We start from the raw sequence: 14615 nt of genomic DNA, 5'->3' as shown, positions 1-14615 counted from the left end.
GGCTCACCGACCGGGGTGCAGGACGGGACCGAGGGCGCCCACGGACGCCACCCGCACGCCCGCCTCCGAGCACACCCAGTGCGGGTCCGGGCCCAGTTCCGGCTCCACGTCCAGCGCGTGGGGGTCGCCGTGGCCGCACACCGGGCACAGCGGCCAGCGGCCGTACTTCTCCAGCAGGGCGTCCTGGACGTCCTGGGCGACGAGTCCGGCGAGGTAGTCGACCCCCTCGGGCCACTGCTCCACCCACCAGCGGCGGTGCGTGACCGAGTCCTCGACGAGGGAGACGACATCGGCGTCGGCGACCTCACCCGCGGCGAGATCGGCGAGAACGAGCGCACGGGCGACGTGCAGCGCCTGTTCCAGGGGGGTCGTGTGGTCCATGCGCTCATTGTGGACCCGGACTCTCCGGTAGCGAAGCGCCGCCCGTCGGGCCGGCGGGGCCGTCCAGGGCCACAAGTCCCCTTCCCCGGTTGCCTATGGCTCCTTGACCCGCCCCCGGCCCGAAAATAGATTTCAGACGTGAGCGAGAACGCGAAGGAAACTTTCCGCCCGGCGGACGGATCGCCCCCCGGGCCGACACCGGCACCGGCACCGGCCCCCGAACCGGCACCGGCCCCCGGCACCGGCACCGAGGCACCCCCCGCCCCCGCCGCCCTGCGGGCTCGCGTCCGCGCCCTCGGCCCCACCATGACCCGCACCGTGCGGGCCGTCGCCGAGACCGTCGCCTCCGACCCGGCCGGCTGCGCCCGCCTCACCGTCACCGGACTCGCCGAACGCACCGGCACCAGCGAGGCCACCGTCGTGCGCACCGCGCGCCTCCTCGGCTACCCCGGCTACCGCGACCTGCGCCTGGCCCTCGCCGCACTCGCCGCCCAGCAGGAATCAGGCGCCGCTCCCGCCGTCACGGTCGACATAGCCGTCGACGACCCCCTGGCCGAGGTCGTCGCCAAGCTCGCCCGCGAAGAGGCGCAGACCCTCGCCGACACCGCCGCCGGCCTGGACCTGACCCAGCTGGAAGCCGCCGTCGACGCCCTCGCGACCGCCCGCCGCATCGACATCTACGGCGTCGGCGCCTCCGGCCTCGTCGCCCGCGACCTCGCCCAGAAGCTCCTGCGCATCGGCCTGATCGCCCACGCCCACGACGACCCCCACCTCGCCGTCACCAACGCCGTCCTGCTGCGCCCCGGAGACGTGGCCGTCGCCGTCACCCACTCCGGCGGCACCGGCGACGTCATCGAGCCGCTGCGGCACGCCTTCGAACACGGCGCGACCACCCTCGCCCTCACCGCCCGCCCCGGCGCCCCCGTCACCCGCTACGCCGACCTGGTCCTGGCCACCTCCGCCGCCCGCGAGAGCCAACTGCGCCCGGCCGCCATGTCGAGCCGCACCAGCCAACTGCTGGTCGTCGACTGCCTCTTCGTCGGCGTCGCGCAGCGCACCTACGAGACCGCCGCCCCCGCCCTCGCCGCCTCCTACGAGGCCCTCGCCCCCCGCCACCGCACCACCGTCGGCCCCACCCGCACCACCGCCCGTCAGGAGCACCGCCCGTGACCGCCTACGCCGCCCTCCGCGCCCAGCTCGACACCCTCACCACCGAGGCCTTCCGCCCCGAACTCGCGGACGTCGACCGGCTCCCCACCCTGGAGATCGCCCGCCTCATGAACGCCGAGGACGCCACCGTCCCGGCCGCCGTCGCCGGGCAGCTGGACACCATCGCCGCCGCCGTCGACGGCATCGCCGCCCGCATGGCCCGGGGCGGCCGCCTCGTCTACGCGGGCGCCGGCACCGCCGGCCGGCTCGGCGTCCTCGACGCCAGCGAGTGCCCGCCCACCTTCAACACCGACCCCGCGCAGGTCGTCGGCCTGATCGCGGGCGGCCCCTCCGCCATGGTCAAGGCCGTCGAAGGCGCCGAGGACTCCCGCGAACTGGCCGCGGCCGACCTCACCGCCCTCGCGATCGGCCCCGACGACACCGTCGTCGGGGTCTCCGCCTCCGGCCGCACCCCGTACGCGATCGGCGCCGTCGAGTTCGCCCGCGGCCGCGGCGCCCTCACCGTCGGACTGTCCTGCAACTCCGGATCCGCCCTCGCCGCCGCCGCCGAACACGGCATCGAGGTCGTCGTCGGCCCCGAACTACTCACCGGCTCCACCCGCCTGAAGGCCGGCACCGCCCAGAAGCTCGTCCTGAACCTCATCTCGACGGTCACGATGATCCGCCTCGGCAAGACCTACGGGAACCTCATGGTCGACGTACGCGCCTCCAACGAGAAGCTGCGCGCCCGCTCCCGCCGCATCGTCTCCCTCGCCACCGGCGCCGACGACTCCGAGATCGAGGCCGCGCTCACCGCCACCGACGGCGAGGTCAAGAACGCCATCCTCGTCATCCTCGGCGGCGTCGACGGCCCCACCGCCGCCGCACTGCTCACCGCATCCGGCGGCCACCTGCGCGACGCCCTCGCCAAGGCCCTCTGACCCACCCGCACCACCCCCGCCCCGCACCACCGACGCAAGGCGACCCCATGTCCACTGACAAGAACCGCGCCACAGCCGCCGCGATCCTTCCTCTGGTCGGCGGCCCGGACAACATCACCTCCATCGCGCACTGCATGACCCGCCTGCGGATCGGCCTGCGCGACCGCTCCCTCGTCCGGGACGAGGCCCTCAAGGCCCTCCCGGCGGTCCTGGGCGTGGTGGAGGACGACACCTACCAGATCGTCCTCGGCCCGGGCACCGTCGCCCGCGTCACCCCCGAGTTCGAAGCCCTCGTCGCCGAAGGCCGCACGGCCGCCCCCACCGCCGACCCCGACCCGCACCGGTCGTCCGTCACCGCCGACGAACTCGCCGCGCAGGGAGCGGCGATGAAGGACGCGCAGAAGGCCCGCAACGCGACCCCGTTCAAACTGTTCCTGCGCCGCGTCGCGAACATCTTCGTCCCGCTGATCCCCGCCCTCATCGGCTGCGGCATCATCGCGGGTCTCAACGGCCTGCTCACCAACCTCGGCTGGTTGCCCACCCTCGTCCCCGCCCTCGCCGCCATCGCCTCCGGCTTCATGTCGCTCATCGCGGTGTTCGTCGGCTTCAACACGGCCAAGGAGTTCGGCGGGACGCCGATCCTCGGCGGCGCCGTCGCCGCGATCATCGTCTTCCCCGGCGTCGCGAAGATCGAGGTGTTCGGCGAACAGCTCTCACCCGGCCAGGGCGGCGTCCTCGGCGCGCTCGCCGCCGCGCTGCTCGCCGTCCACGTCGAGAAGTGGTGCCGCAGGTGGGTCCCCGAAGCCCTCGACGTGCTCGTCACCCCCACCCTGACCGTGCTCGTCTCCGGCCTCGTCACCCTCTTCGGGCTGATGTTCCTCGCCGGTGAGGTCTCCGCCGCCATCGGCGACTTCGCGAACTGGCTGCTGGCCACCGGCGGCGCCTTCGCCGGCCTCGTCCTCGGCGGACTGTTCCTGCCGCTGGTCATGCTGGGCCTGCACCAGGCCCTCATCCCCATCCACACCACCCTCATCGAACAGTCCGGCTACACCGTCCTGCTCCCGATCCTCGCCATGGCCGGCGCGGGCCAGGTGGGCGCGGCCATCGCCGTCTACTACCGCCTCCCGCGCAACGGCTCCCTGCGCACCACCATCAAGTCCGCGCTCCCCGCCGGCTTCCTCGGCGTCGGCGAACCGCTGATCTACGGGGTCTCCCTGCCGCTCGGCCGCCCCTTCGTCACCGCCTGCGTCGGCGGCGCCGCGGGCGGGGCCTTCGTCGGCCTGTTCAACCAGCTCGGCGTCGGCTTCGGCTCGACCGCCATCGGCCCCTCCGGCTGGGCCCTGTTCCCGCTGCTCGACGGCACCTCGGGCCTGGGCGCGACCCTCGCCATCTACGCGGGCGGCCTCGGCGTCGGCTACCTCGTCGGCTTCCTCGCCACCTACTTCTTCGGATTCACCCGACAGATGCTCACCGACCTGAACACCGACCCCCACCCCCCGGCCGACACCGGCACCGGCACGGGAACCACCGAGACGGCGAAGGAACCCGCCCTGGCCTGACCGACCGGCGACGAGAGTGCGAGGGTGCGAGGGGCTTCCCACCGGGGGAGCCCCTCGCTCCGGGTTCACGCCGCGGGCCCCGCCCCCGTCGCGGCCCTCAGGAAGCGCACCAGGTCCTCGGCGCTGTACCCCAGCTTCGGGCCCCGCTCGACCGCCATCAGCAGCAGCTGCCCCACGATCTCCGCGCCCCAGCCGTCCGGACCGTCCTGCGACCACTCCCACAGCTTCTCGATGCCCAGGTCCGTCATCAGCAGCCCGTGCCCGGCCCGGATCTCCCCGCAGGTCTGCGCCACCGCGTCCAGCAGCCGCCCACCCGGCCGCTCGCAGCGCAGCCCGAAGTACCCGCCGACCTCCTCCACCGCACAGCCCGTCGGCGGCCTCGCCTTGATCCCGTCGTAGCGGACGTGCTCGAAGCCCGGGTACTCCCCCGCCGGACAGTGCACCAGCGTGAACCGGTGCCAGCCCGGCGGCGGGGGCGGCTGCGGACGCCACGCCTTCGACCCGAACGCCTCGTGCACCAGCGCCGTCGCCTCGTCCGCCGACTCCGCGCTCCGGCTCTCCCGCCGCTCGCCGTCGTCCCCGACGGCCGTCCACACCGCCGCGCCGTCACCGTCGACGCCCTCGTCGCGCCGCACCCGCACCGACAGCCCGCTCCCGCCCCGCCGCCAACGGCCCCCCGCCGGCGCCGCCTCCAGCCCGCGCAGCTTCCATCCCAGCTCGAAGGCGAACTCCGCCGAGTCGATCCCCTCGGTCACGGGCACGCCCGCTCGTGCAGGACGGCGGCCAACCGCAGCGCCGTGTCGAGGTTGCAGCGCCCGAGGTCGACCAGCGGGAGCCCGTAGGTCCCCGCGGCGGACACCCCGTCCACCCCGAGCGAGGGGAACACCACGCCGACCCCGTCGAGGGCCTCTTTCAGCTGCCCCACCGCCTCCTCGGCCGCGCGGATCCGCTCTTTCGGAGTGAGCACCATGCCATGTCACCTTCCACTCTGAGTATTCAGCTTCTGCACACAGAGTGGCGATGGGGTGGCTGGCCTTTCAAGTGGGCCACCGCAGCAACCGCACATGTTGTACCGGGAGTTGTCATGCCAGGAAAGAACCTCGACCCCTCGTCCTCCCCCCGCGCCCTGCTCGGCGCCGAACTCCGCGTCGCCCGCGAACGGGCCGGCCTCAGCCAGCCGCACTCGGCGAACTGCTGTTCGTGAGCGGCTCGCACGTCGGCCAGATGGCCACCTGGAGGAAGTCCACCCACAGCGGCGGCGACGGCGGCGACTGCGTCGAGGTCTGTGACGCGCACCCCGACGTCGTCCCCGTCCGGGACTCCAAGGTCCCGGACGGCCCGCACGTGGTGTTCCACGCGCGGGCCTGGGGGGACTTCGTCAGGTCGCTCTGACGGGTCAGAGACCGCCGGTGAACAGGAGGCGGTTCGGGCTGCCCGAGCTCAGGAAGGACAGCCGGTCCTTCGTCGACTCGGTCAGCAGCGCGTTGAAGATCTCCTCCGGGTCCGCCTTCGGGTGCTTCTGCTTGAAGAGGACGGCGGCGCCCGTCACGTGCGGGGCGGCCATCGAGGTGCCGTTGAAGGACACCGAGCCGCCGCCGAGGCGGGCCGAGAGGATGTCCTGACCGGGGGCGTAGAGGTCGACGACGTTGCCGTAGTTCGAGAAGTTGGTCTCGTCGTCGTAGCGGTCGCTCGCGCCCACGGTCAGGACGCGCTCGGCCGAGGCCGGCGAGTAGTTCGCGGCGTTCTTCGCGTCGTTGCCCGCCGAGATGACCGGCAGCACGCCGGCCCGCGAGAGGTTGTTCGCCGCGTCGTTCACGGTCTGGGAGAAGCCGCCGCCCAGCGAGCCGTTCAGCACGGCGGGCTGCTTGGCGTTGCGCGCCACCCAGTCCAGGCCCGCGATGATGCCCGAGAACGAGCCCCGGTTGTCACAGCCGAGGACGCGGACGCTGACCAGGTTGACCTTCGTGGCCACGCCGTACGTCTTGCCGCCGACCGTGCCCGCGACGTGCGTGCCGTGGCCGTTGCAGTCCGCGCCACGACGGCCGTCGCCCATCGCGTCGAAGCCGAACGTGGCCCGGCCCCGGTACTCGTCGTGCTCGTAGTCGATGCCGCTGTCCAGGATGTACGCCGTCACCCCGGCGCCGCTGCCCTCGACGGTGAAGCCGCCGTCGAGGGGCAGGTCGCGCTGGTCGATGCGGTCCAGACCCCAGGCGTTGGCCGGGGCGCGGCCCGTCGCCGGGGCCTTCGGGACGGGCGGGGCGGACGCCGTCGCGTCCTGCTCGACGGACTTCACGCCCGAGGTCGTACGGAGCTTGTCCAGCTGGTGCGAGTTCAGGGCCACGGCGAAGCCGTTGATCGCCGCGCTGTAGACGAACGTCGGCTTCACCCCCAGTCTCTGCGCCAGCTTCGAGGGGTCGACGCCCTTGTGCAGGGTGACGATGTACTGGCCCGGCAGGCCGCCCGTCTCGGCGGTGTGCAGCGGGACGGGCGTGGGCTCCGGAGTGTCGGCGACGGCCGCACCACCGGCCAGGGCCGGACCGGCCGTGAGGAGGGTGGCGATGGCCAGACGGACGAACATGCGCATGACGGCAGCTCCCTGAAGCGGAAGGCGGAGAACGGTGGGGGGTGGGGCCGGCCGGGGCCGGGACGAGAGCCCCGCGGGACGGCCTCCCGGTGCATCGGTCACCCGGGGCCCCGGACTTGAAACGGCTCCGGCCACCTGGCCGAAGGGGGTGCACGGGGCCGGGTGGCGGCAGTCGGGCCATCAGCAGAATCGATCATGCACGTGGCGGGGCGCGCCACCGGGCCGGCTGCCCCCGCTCCGCCCGCCGCCCGCGCAGGTTCACCCGTACGGGCCGTGACCCGGCGGCCGGGCGAGGGAGCGCGCGCGGGTTCACCACCGCCCGCCCCCGCCGCGCCGCACGGGGTCGTTGACCGGCCCGGACGTGCGTGATGGCCTCGCCGTCATGCGCACCCGACCGAGCTGGGCCCTGCCGACGGCCGTCGCCGCCGCCGCACTGGCCGCCGTGGCCGTCCTGCCCGCCGCACAGGCGGCCGACGCCGCGACCACCGACACCGCCACCGCGCCCGCCGCGGTGGCGCCGGCGGACTGGCCGACGTACCTCGTCACCGTCCACGAAGCCCTCGACCCGGCGTCCGTCGCCGAGGCCTACGGGATCACCCCGGTGCACGTCTTCCGCACCGCCCTCAACGGCTTCGCCGCCCGGCTCTCCCCCGAGCAGGTCTCCGCGCTGCGCGCCGCGCCGATCGTGGAGTCCGTGGAGGAGGACGGCCCGGCGAGCGCGCTGGGCCCCGCCGTCTGAGCAGCCGTCCCACGAGCGTCCGACTTTCACTTGGCATGGACCAATGTGGGGCGGCACGGCGGAATGGCTCATACCCCGTCGCGGAGCGCCGCCTTCCCCCCGGAGCCGTTCCGAGGTCTCGCTCCGGCGCGGTCCGCCCGCCTGCCGCGACGGACCGAGGCACGTCCCCGCGCCTCCCCGCAAGGGGGCATCTGACCGGCGGACGCCTGGGGCGGGTGGGGCGACAGCCCCTAGCGTTTGCGACGCCCGGGAACACCGGGCCAGTCGTGAAGACGAGGGGACACGATTCCTATGCGCACGAGTGTGAAGATCGCGGCCACCGCCGCGGCCGGTCTGATGGCCGCCGTCGGCCTGTCCGGCACCTCCTCCGCCCAGAGCCCGCTCGACCAGACCATCGCCGCCCAGGCACAGCGGGCCGGCCTGAACGCGGCGCAGGTGGCGGCTCTTCAGGAACAGATGGACCGCCAGATGGCGCAGAACCCCGGCGGCCGGCAGATCGGCGTCAACCAGGTGGCCTGGCGCGACGGCAAGGCCGTCATGACCTGGCCGCTGCCCGGCGAGACGCGGGCCCGCGCCGTGAACGAGCCCGCCGCCGCGCTCGGTTCGCCGAACTGCGCCTACGCCTGGACCTGCCTGTACGAGCACGGCAACTTCGACGGCCGCCGGCTCACCTGGTCGGACTGCAACTTCGAGCACCTGGGCAACTGGGGCTTCACCGACAAGACCTCGTCCTGGCACAACAACCAGACCCGTGGGACCGTCACCCGTGTCTACAACTGGGTCGGGTACTGGCAGCAGCTGTGGGCCTCCACGGCCCCCTCGTCGAGCTCCTACGTCGGCGACGCGAACAACGACAAGGCCGACGGCATCCAGGTCTGCTGACCGGTGACGCCGGCGGGCCGCCCCGCGCGGCGGCCCGCCGGCGGTGACGGCGGTCGCGACACGGGCCGTGTCGCGACCGCCCGCGCCGGTCAGAGCCCGGCGCCGCCGGTGGCGTCGACGACGCGGCCGGTGACCCAGCGGCCGGCGTCCGAGGCGAGGAAGCCGACGATGTCGGCGATGTCCTCGGGCCTGCCGACGCGGCCCAGCGCGGCGAGGGACGCGGCGTGCTCCTGGGCCTGCGGGTTGCCGCGGAGCCAGCTCGCGTTGACGTCGGTGTCGACGATGCCGGGGGCGACGGAGTTGACGGTGATCCCGCGCGGGCCGAGGACCTTGGCGAGGTTCAGCGTCAGGTTGTCGAGGGCGCCCTTGGTGGGCCCGTAGGCGATGCTCTCGGGCATCGCGATACGGGCGGCCCCGCTGGAGACGTTGATGATCCGGCCGCCGTCGCGCAGCCGCTCCAGCCCCTCCTGCACCAGGAAGAAGGGGGCGCGGACGTTGACGGCGAAGACGAGGTCGAAGTCGTCCTCGGTGACCTGCCCGAGGGGAAGCGAGCGGCCGATGCCAGCGTTGTTGACGAGGATGTCGGCCGGTCCGAGCCCGAGCGCGTCGTACGCCTCCCACAGGGCGGCGGCGTCCCCGTGCCGGCCCAGCTCCGCCCGCAGCGCGTGGGCGCGGCCACCGCGGGCGGTGATCGTCTCGACGGTGTCGCGGGCCGCCGCCTCGTTTTCGGCGTACGTCAGCACGACGGTCACCCCGTCGGCCGCGAGCCGCTCGGCGACGGCCCGGCCGATGCCCCGGCTGCCGCCCGTGACCAGCGCGTTCTTGCTCATGATGGATCCCCCTGATTCAGTAACGATCACTACAGAAATAACCTAACACAAAGATCCACGACACCCTCGACGATCTGTCGACCCGTTCCCGAAGCGCCCGACGCCCGGAGCTACGCCCCGCCCGTCACGCCCCGCCCGTCAGGCCCCGCCCGTCACGCCCCGCGGGCCGACCGGGCCGCCGCCACGAAGGCCCGGATCAGCGCGGGGTCCTTCACCCCGCGTTCCCGCTCGACCCCGCTGGAGACGTCCACGCCCCACGCCCCGGTCACGGCGACGGCCTCGGCGACGTTGCCCGGGGTCAGCCCGCCGGCCAGCAGCCAACGCCCCTCGGGCGCGGTGAAGTCCGCCGAGCCCCAGTTCCACGGCTTGCCGGAGCCGGGGTCGGGCGCGTCGAGGAGCAACAGGTCCTCCCCGTACTCCCCGCACCGCTCCGCGCGCTCGGAGGTGGCCCGCAGCAGCGTCCGCCCTTCGGCGCGCAGCGCGGCGAAGTCCTCGGGCCCCTCCTCCCCGTGCAGCTGCACGCCCCGCACCCCGCTCTCCTCGGTCAGGCGCCGCACCTCCTCGACGGACTGGCCCCGGAACACCCCGACGGTCAGCACCCCCGGCGGCACCCGCCGCGCCAGTTCCCGCGCCGCGGCGACGTCGATGGTCCGGGGGCTCCCGGGCGCGAACACGAACCCGATGGCGTCCGCCCCGGCCTCCACCGCGACGTCGACGTCGTGCCCGGTCCGCAGCCCGCAGATCTTGACGTACAGCCCGCTCGTCTCACTCATGCCCCCGAGTCAACCAAACCCTCCTCTCCCCCGCCGATACGTCCCGCCCTGCGGGCACCGCGGGACCCCGCCGGTCCCGGCGAAAACCCCTCGGTCCGGGGCCCTGACACACCGCACAATGGCCGGATGGACGACAACGGGGTGCAGGTCACCACAGGCGGCGGGGACGCGGAGCTCGACACGCGGCTCGGCAAGGAGCTGGACGCCTTCAACCAGGCGGCGACCGCCGGGCACGAGCAGGCGGAGTTCACCGTGCGGATCACCGACGCGGACGGCGACCTCGTCGCCGGGCTGTCGGGGTGGAGCTGGGGGGACCGGGCCGGGATCGGGATGACCTGGGTCCGTGAGGACAGCCGGGGCGGCGGCTGGGGCGCGCGGCTCCTGGAGGCCGCGGAGGCCGAGGCCCGCCGGCGCGGCTGCGTGACGATCCTGGTGTCGTCCTTCACCTTCCAGGCGCCCGCCTTCTACGCCCGCCACGGCTACGAGGAGCAGGCCCGCGTGCCCGGGTTCCCCGCCGGCCACGAGGACGTGTACCTCCTCAAGCGGCTCTGACAGCGGGCCCGGACAACGCCCGAGGGCGGCACCCCGTGCGGGGTGCCGCCCTCGTTCGAGAACAGCCGATCAGCCGGGGGCCGATCAGAAGTCCATGTCACCGCCCGGCATGCCGCCCGGAGCGCCGGCAGCGGCCTTCTCCGGCTTGTCGGCGATGACGGCCTCGGTGGTCAGGAACAGCGCGGCGATGGACGCGGCGTTCTGCAGGGCGGAACGCGTGACCTTCGCCGGGTCGATGATGCCCTCGGCGATCATGTCGACGTACTCGCCGGACGCGGCGTTCAGGCCGTGACCGATCGGAAGGTTGCGCACCTTCTCCACGACGACGCCACCCTCGAGACCACCGTTGACGGCGATCTGCTTCAGCGGGGCCTCCAGGGCGAGCTTCACGGCGTTGGCGCCGGTCGCCTCGTCACCCGACAGCTCCAGCTTCTCGAAGACCGAGGAGGCCTGGAGCAGGGCCACGCCACCGCCGGCGACGATGCCCTCTTCGACGGCCGCCTTCGCGTTGCGAACGGCGTCCTCGATGCGGTGCTTGCGCTCCTTGAGCTCCACCTCGGTCGCGGCACCGGCCTTGATGACGGCCACGCCGCCGGCCAGCTTCGCGAGGCGCTCCTGGAGCTTCTCGCGGTCGTAGTCCGAGTCGGAGTTCTCGATCTCGGCGCGGATCTGGTTGACGCGACCCTGGACCTGGTCGCTGTCACCGGCACCGTCGACGATGGTGGTCTCGTCCTTGGTGATGACGACCTTGCGGGCGCGGCCGAGCAGGTCGAGACCGGCGTTCTCCAGCTTGAGGCCGACCTCCTCGGAGATGACCGTGCCGCCCGTGAGGATGGCGATGTCGCCGAGCATGGCCTTGCGACGGTCACCGAAGCCCGGGGCCTTGACGGCGACGGACTTGAAGGTGCCGCGGATCTTGTTGACGACCAGGGTCGACAGGGCCTCGCCCTCGACGTCCTCGGCGATGATCAGCAGCGGCTTGCCGGACTGCATGACCTTCTCCAGGAGCGGCAGCAGGTCCTTGACCGAGCCGATCTTGGAGTTGACGATCAGGATGTACGGGTCGTCCAGGGACGCCTCCATACGCTCCATGTCGGTGGCGAAGTACGCCGAGATGTAGCCCTTGTCGAAGCGCATGCCCTCGGTGAGCTCGAGCTCCAGACCGAAGGTCTGCGACTCCTCGACGGTGATGACGCCTTCCTTGCCGACCTTGTCCATGGCCTCGGCGATGAGCTCGCCGATCTGGGTGTCAGCGGCGGAGATCGAGGCGGTGGAGGCGATCTGCTCCTTGGTCTCGACGTCCTTGGCCTGGGACAGCAGGGCGGCGGAGACGGCCTCGACGGCCTTCTCGATACCACGCTTGAGGGCCATCGGGTTGGCGCCGGCGGCCACGTTGCGCAGGCCCTCGCGGACCAGCGCCTGGGCCAGCACGGTGGCGGTGGTCGTACCGTCGCCCGCGACGTCGTCCGTCTTCTTGGCGACTTCCTTGACCAGCTCGGCGCCGATCTTCTCGTACGGGTCCTCGAGCTCGATCTCCTTGGCGATGGAGACACCATCGTTGGTGATCGTGGGGGCGCCCCACTTCTTCTCAAGGACGACGTTGCGACCCTTGGGGCCAAGGGTGACCTTGACGGCGTCCGCGAGCTGGTTCATGCCACGCTCGAGACCGCGCCGGGCCTCCTCGTTGAACGAAATGATCTTGGCCATCTGAAGTGGTCCTCCCGGACAGGGGTGGATTGCTCCGGACCGCGCCCGCGCCCGCGACGGACGGCCTGCGACTCCGGCGGTTCCTTCCCGCCGGACCCTGCGGGCCTCACCGACCCGGTCCTCTTAGTAGCACTCTCACCCGGAGAGTGCTAACGCCAATGATTAGCACTCGACCCCCACGAGTGCAAGCGGCTTCGGGCAACACCACCGGCCGCGCGCCGTGACACGCCCGGGAACGCGCCGAGGGGCCCGCATCCCGTGTCCAGGATGTGGGCCCCTCGTACGTACGTATCGGTGGTCGAACGCGCTGGGACTCAGCCGGCCGCGAGCTTGACCATGTCCGCCTGCGGACCCTTCTGGCCCTGCGAGATCTCGAACTCGACCCGCTGGCCCTCTTCGAGGGTGCGATACCCGTCCATCTGGATGGCGCTGTAGTGGACGAACACATCCGCGCCACCGTCGACCGCGATGAAGCCGTAGCCCTTCTCCGCGTTGAACCACTTGACGGTGCCCTGAGCCATGCCTAACTCCCCTATTACTGGCCCTTGCGCAGGACCGCACTTCGCGGACCCGGGTCAGAACTTGCGCCGGAACGCCTCGACCGGGGCTGAATGTATCCGCACCGCTGCTGTCTGCAACAGGTCAATCCGACGAGAAATCTGGACACACGGAAACGTGGAAATAGAGTGAAAATCTGGCATATTCCAGGGCAACTCGGGCCTGACAATCCACGCCAAAGCCCCATAGCGCGCGCACATGTTGACTCAATGTCAACCCTCCCGCGGCCCGCTCATATGCGGCGGGCAAGAACAGCGGAGGGGACTTCCCCAACTCTACCGCGCCCAATCAAGCAGAATTGCCCCCTCCGCTTTCGGCGGAGGGGGCAATTCTGTTTCCCGTGCGAAACGCGTGGGGCGTCAGCAGCCGCCGGCCACGGCGGGAATGATCGACACGCCAGCGCCGTCGGGCGTCGCCGTCTGCAGGCCGCCCTCGAAGCGCACGTCGTCGTCGTTCACGTAGACGTTCACGAAGCGGCGCAGCTTGCCCTGGTCGTCCAGGACGCGCGCGGCGATGCCCGGGTGGTTCTTCTCCAGGGACTCGATGACCTCGGCGAGGGTCGCGCCCTCGGCCGGGACCTCGGCGACGCCGCCGGTGTAGGTGCGCAGGATGGTGGGGATGCGGACGTTGACGCTCATGGCGCTACTGCCTTTCCGGTAGTGCGGAGGAGAAGTGGTCAGGCCAGGCCGGCGGCGCGGAACGCGTCCAGGCTCGGGCGGATGGTGGCCGTCTGACCGCTGTCCGCGGCGACCGCCTCCAGGGTCTTCAGGCCGTCGCCGGTGTTCAGGACGACGGTCGTCAGCGACGGGTCGAGCTGCCCGTTCTCGATGAGCTTCTGCGTCACGCCGACGGTCACGCCGCCCGCGGTCTCGGCGAAGATGCCCTCGGTCTGCGCGAGGATCTTGATGGCCTCGACGACCTGCTCGTCGTTCACGTCCTCGACGAAGCCGCCGGTGCGGCGCGCGATGTCCAGGACGTACGGGCCGTCCGCCGGGTTGCCGATGGCCAGCGACTTGGCGATGGTGTTCGGCTTCTGCGGGCGGACCACGTCGTGACCGGCCTTGAAGGCGGTCGAGACCGGGGAGCAGCCCTCGGCCTGGGCACCGAAGATCTTGTACGGCCGGTCCTCGACCAGACCGAGCTTGATCAGCTCCTGGAGGCCCTTGTCGATCTTCGTCAGCTGGGAGCCGGAAGCGATCGGGATCACGATCTGGTCGGGCAGGCGCCAGCCGAGCTGCTCGCAGATCTCGTACGCCAGGGTCTTGGAGCCCTCGCCGTAGTAGGGGCGCAGGTTGACGTTGACGAAGCCCCAGCCCTCGCCGAGCGGGTCGCCGATGAGCTCGGAGCAGAAGCGGTTGACGTCGTCGTAGTTGCCCTCGATGCCGACCAGGTCGCCACCGTAGACACCGGCCATGACGACCTTGCCCTGCTCCAGGTCGTGCGGGATGAACACGCAGGACCGGAAGCCGGCGCGGGCGGCGGCGGCGCCGACGGCGCCGGCCAGGTTGCCCGTGGAGGAGCAGGAGAGGGTGGTGAAGCCGAAGGCGCGGGCGGCCTCGACGGCGATGGCCACGACGCGGTCCTTGAAGGAGTGCGTCGGGTTGCCGGAGTCGTCCTTGACGTACAGCTTTCCGGTGACGCCGAGCTCCTTGGCCAGGTTGGCCGCGTCCACGAGCTTGGTGAAGCCGGGGTTCAGGCTGGGCTTGGAGGCCACGTCCGCGGGGACGGGCAGCAGGGGGGCGTAGCGCCAGATGTTGTTCGGGCCGGCCTCGATGGCGGCGCGCAGGGCCTCGGGGTCACCGGTGGGCAGGTCGTAGGAGACTTCCAGCGGTCCGAAGCACTCGACGCACGCGAAGATCGGTCCGAGTTCGAAGCGGGTGCCGCACTCGCGACAGGAAAGACCGTTGGCGGGTCCGAGATCGACAGAGGTGGCGACAGTCTGTGCAGCCATGATGGCGAG

At 72.1% G+C, this 14615-nt stretch carries 17 protein-coding genes and 1 pseudogene; 8 read left to right on the top strand and 10 right to left on the bottom strand.

The window, feature by feature from the left end; all coding sequences use genetic code 11:
• Window positions 1–3: 3 nt before the first annotated feature.
• Window positions 4–381, bottom strand: a complete 378-nt coding sequence (locus ACZ6ZI_RS24460; protein WP_363055497.1) for a hypothetical protein — start codon at window positions 379–381, stop codon at window positions 4–6.
• A gap of 138 nt (window positions 382–519) precedes the next feature.
• Between ACZ6ZI_RS24460 and ACZ6ZI_RS24455 the strand changes: the two genes are divergently transcribed.
• From ACZ6ZI_RS24455 to ACZ6ZI_RS24445, 3 genes are read left to right on the top strand one after another with little or no spacing between them, the layout of a single operon-like run.
• Window positions 520–1551 carry a MurR/RpiR family transcriptional regulator gene (locus ACZ6ZI_RS24455; RefSeq protein WP_469524188.1) on the top strand — a complete coding sequence of 344 codons (1032 nt, stop codon included), beginning with the start codon at window positions 520–522 and terminating at the stop codon, window positions 1549–1551.
• Window positions 1548–2471 (top strand): N-acetylmuramic acid 6-phosphate etherase, encoded by a 924-nt coding sequence (murQ, locus tag ACZ6ZI_RS24450; RefSeq protein ID WP_469524186.1) that lies wholly within the window; start codon window positions 1548–1550, stop codon window positions 2469–2471. Before ACZ6ZI_RS24455 ends, murQ begins: the two co-directional genes overlap by 4 nt.
• A gap of 47 nt (window positions 2472–2518) precedes the next feature.
• On the top strand, window positions 2519–4030 hold the full coding sequence (locus ACZ6ZI_RS24445) for a PTS transporter subunit EIIC (RefSeq protein ID WP_469524185.1): 1512 nt from the start codon (window positions 2519–2521) through the stop codon (window positions 4028–4030).
• A gap of 65 nt (window positions 4031–4095) precedes the next feature.
• Here the strand turns inward: ACZ6ZI_RS24445 and ACZ6ZI_RS24440 are convergent, their stop codons facing one another.
• Both ACZ6ZI_RS24440 and ACZ6ZI_RS24435 read right to left on the bottom strand, forming a co-directional pair.
• Window positions 4096–4791, bottom strand: a complete 696-nt coding sequence (locus tag ACZ6ZI_RS24440; RefSeq protein ID WP_469524183.1) for a hypothetical protein — start codon at window positions 4789–4791, stop codon at window positions 4096–4098.
• Window positions 4782–5000, bottom strand: a complete 219-nt coding sequence (locus ACZ6ZI_RS24435) for a hypothetical protein (protein ID WP_363055501.1) — start codon at window positions 4998–5000, stop codon at window positions 4782–4784. The genes ACZ6ZI_RS24440 and ACZ6ZI_RS24435 overlap by 10 nt, the downstream gene beginning before the upstream one ends.
• A 114-nt stretch (window positions 5001–5114) precedes the next feature.
• On the opposite strand from ACZ6ZI_RS24435, the pseudogene ACZ6ZI_RS24430 reads away from it, so the two are divergent.
• Both ACZ6ZI_RS24430 and ACZ6ZI_RS24425 read left to right on the top strand, forming a co-directional pair.
• Window positions 5115–5257: pseudogene (locus ACZ6ZI_RS24430) on the top strand (helix-turn-helix domain-containing protein); the annotation flags it as partial.
• Window positions 5255–5422: a DUF397 domain-containing protein gene (locus ACZ6ZI_RS24425; protein ID WP_469524454.1), complete on the top strand. Its 168-nt coding sequence runs from the start codon at window positions 5255–5257 to the stop codon at window positions 5420–5422. The pseudogene ACZ6ZI_RS24430 and the gene ACZ6ZI_RS24425, both read left to right, overlap by 3 nt.
• Window positions 5423–5426: 4 nt before the next feature.
• Here the strand turns inward: ACZ6ZI_RS24425 and ACZ6ZI_RS24420 are convergent, their stop codons facing one another.
• A complete protein-coding gene (locus ACZ6ZI_RS24420; protein ID WP_469524181.1) occupies window positions 5427–6614 on the bottom strand; it encodes a S8 family peptidase in 1188 nt (395 codons plus the stop codon).
• A gap of 382 nt (window positions 6615–6996) precedes the next feature.
• Between ACZ6ZI_RS24420 and ACZ6ZI_RS24415 the strand changes: the two genes are divergently transcribed.
• Both ACZ6ZI_RS24415 and ACZ6ZI_RS24410 read left to right on the top strand, forming a co-directional pair.
• Window positions 6997–7353 carry a protease inhibitor I9 family protein gene (locus ACZ6ZI_RS24415; protein WP_469524179.1) on the top strand — a complete coding sequence of 119 codons (357 nt, stop codon included), beginning with the start codon at window positions 6997–6999 and terminating at the stop codon, window positions 7351–7353.
• Between the two features lie 291 nt (window positions 7354–7644).
• Window positions 7645–8235: a peptidase inhibitor family I36 protein gene (locus tag ACZ6ZI_RS24410; RefSeq protein WP_469524177.1), complete on the top strand. Its 591-nt coding sequence runs from the start codon at window positions 7645–7647 to the stop codon at window positions 8233–8235.
• 89 nt (window positions 8236–8324) lie between these two features.
• Here ACZ6ZI_RS24410 and ACZ6ZI_RS24405 read toward each other — a convergent pair whose 3' ends face one another.
• Window positions 8325–9065: an SDR family NAD(P)-dependent oxidoreductase gene (locus ACZ6ZI_RS24405; RefSeq protein WP_469524175.1), complete on the bottom strand. Its 741-nt coding sequence runs from the start codon at window positions 9063–9065 to the stop codon at window positions 8325–8327.
• 152 nt (window positions 9066–9217) lie between these two features.
• Window positions 9218–9838 carry a phosphoribosylanthranilate isomerase gene (locus ACZ6ZI_RS24400; protein WP_469524174.1) on the bottom strand — a complete coding sequence of 207 codons (621 nt, stop codon included), beginning with the start codon at window positions 9836–9838 and terminating at the stop codon, window positions 9218–9220.
• A 126-nt stretch (window positions 9839–9964) separates the two neighbouring features.
• Here ACZ6ZI_RS24400 and ACZ6ZI_RS24395 point away from each other — a divergent pair, with 126 nt between their 5' ends.
• A complete protein-coding gene (locus ACZ6ZI_RS24395) occupies window positions 9965–10390 on the top strand; it encodes a GNAT family N-acetyltransferase (protein ID WP_469524173.1) in 426 nt (141 codons plus the stop codon).
• 84 nt (window positions 10391–10474) lie between these two features.
• Here ACZ6ZI_RS24395 and groL read toward each other — a convergent pair whose 3' ends face one another.
• From groL to thrC, 4 genes are all read right to left on the bottom strand, one after another.
• Entirely contained in the window at window positions 10475–12097 is a 1623-nt protein-coding gene (groL, locus tag ACZ6ZI_RS24390) for a chaperonin GroEL (protein WP_363055509.1), read from the bottom strand.
• A gap of 314 nt (window positions 12098–12411) precedes the next feature.
• Window positions 12412–12618 (bottom strand): cold-shock protein, encoded by a 207-nt coding sequence (locus tag ACZ6ZI_RS24385; RefSeq protein WP_008743607.1) that lies wholly within the window; start codon window positions 12616–12618, stop codon window positions 12412–12414.
• A gap of 396 nt (window positions 12619–13014) precedes the next feature.
• Window positions 13015–13293 carry a MoaD/ThiS family protein gene (locus tag ACZ6ZI_RS24380; protein WP_249767117.1) on the bottom strand — a complete coding sequence of 93 codons (279 nt, stop codon included), beginning with the start codon at window positions 13291–13293 and terminating at the stop codon, window positions 13015–13017.
• Window positions 13294–13331: 38 nt separating this feature from the next.
• Window positions 13332–14606, bottom strand: coding sequence for a threonine synthase (gene thrC / locus ACZ6ZI_RS24375; protein WP_469524172.1), 1275 nt, complete (start codon window positions 14604–14606; stop codon window positions 13332–13334).
• Between the last annotated feature and the right edge of the window lie 9 nt (window positions 14607–14615).

It is taken from the genome of Streptomyces sp. NPDC103540, assembly GCF_055584445.1.
This window is presented reverse-complemented; position numbering and strand designations above follow the sequence as displayed.

Bases quoted from the DNA above. Each gene is read 5' to 3' on its own strand.
- ACZ6ZI_RS24460 (WP_363055497.1), bottom strand. From the start codon at position 381: ATGGACCACACGACCCCCCTGGAACAGGCGCTGCACGTCGCCCGTGCG.
- ACZ6ZI_RS24445 (WP_469524185.1), top strand. From the start codon at position 2,519: ATGTCCACTGACAAGAACCGCGCCACAGCCGCCGCGATCCTTCCTCTG.
- ACZ6ZI_RS24435 (WP_363055501.1), bottom strand. From the start codon at position 5,000: ATGGTGCTCACTCCGAAAGAGCGGATCCGCGCGGCCGAGGAGGCGGTG.
- ACZ6ZI_RS24425 (WP_469524454.1), top strand. From the start codon at position 5,255: ATGGCCACCTGGAGGAAGTCCACCCACAGCGGCGGCGACGGCGGCGAC.
- ACZ6ZI_RS24420 (WP_469524181.1), bottom strand. From the start codon at position 6,614: ATGCGCATGTTCGTCCGTCTGGCCATCGCCACCCTCCTCACGGCCGGT.
- ACZ6ZI_RS24415 (WP_469524179.1), top strand. From the start codon at position 6,997: ATGCGCACCCGACCGAGCTGGGCCCTGCCGACGGCCGTCGCCGCCGCC.
- ACZ6ZI_RS24410 (WP_469524177.1), top strand. From the start codon at position 7,645: ATGCGCACGAGTGTGAAGATCGCGGCCACCGCCGCGGCCGGTCTGATG.
- ACZ6ZI_RS24405 (WP_469524175.1), bottom strand. From the start codon at position 9,065: ATGAGCAAGAACGCGCTGGTCACGGGCGGCAGCCGGGGCATCGGCCGG.
- ACZ6ZI_RS24400 (WP_469524174.1), bottom strand. From the start codon at position 9,838: ATGAGTGAGACGAGCGGGCTGTACGTCAAGATCTGCGGGCTGCGGACC.
- ACZ6ZI_RS24395 (WP_469524173.1), top strand. From the start codon at position 9,965: ATGGACGACAACGGGGTGCAGGTCACCACAGGCGGCGGGGACGCGGAG.
- groL (WP_363055509.1), bottom strand. From the start codon at position 12,097: ATGGCCAAGATCATTTCGTTCAACGAGGAGGCCCGGCGCGGTCTCGAG.
- ACZ6ZI_RS24385 (WP_008743607.1), bottom strand. From the start codon at position 12,618: ATGGCTCAGGGCACCGTCAAGTGGTTCAACGCGGAGAAGGGCTACGGC.
- ACZ6ZI_RS24380 (WP_249767117.1), bottom strand. From the start codon at position 13,293: ATGAGCGTCAACGTCCGCATCCCCACCATCCTGCGCACCTACACCGGC.
- thrC (WP_469524172.1), bottom strand. From the start codon at position 14,606: ATGGCTGCACAGACTGTCGCCACCTCTGTCGATCTCGGACCCGCCAAC.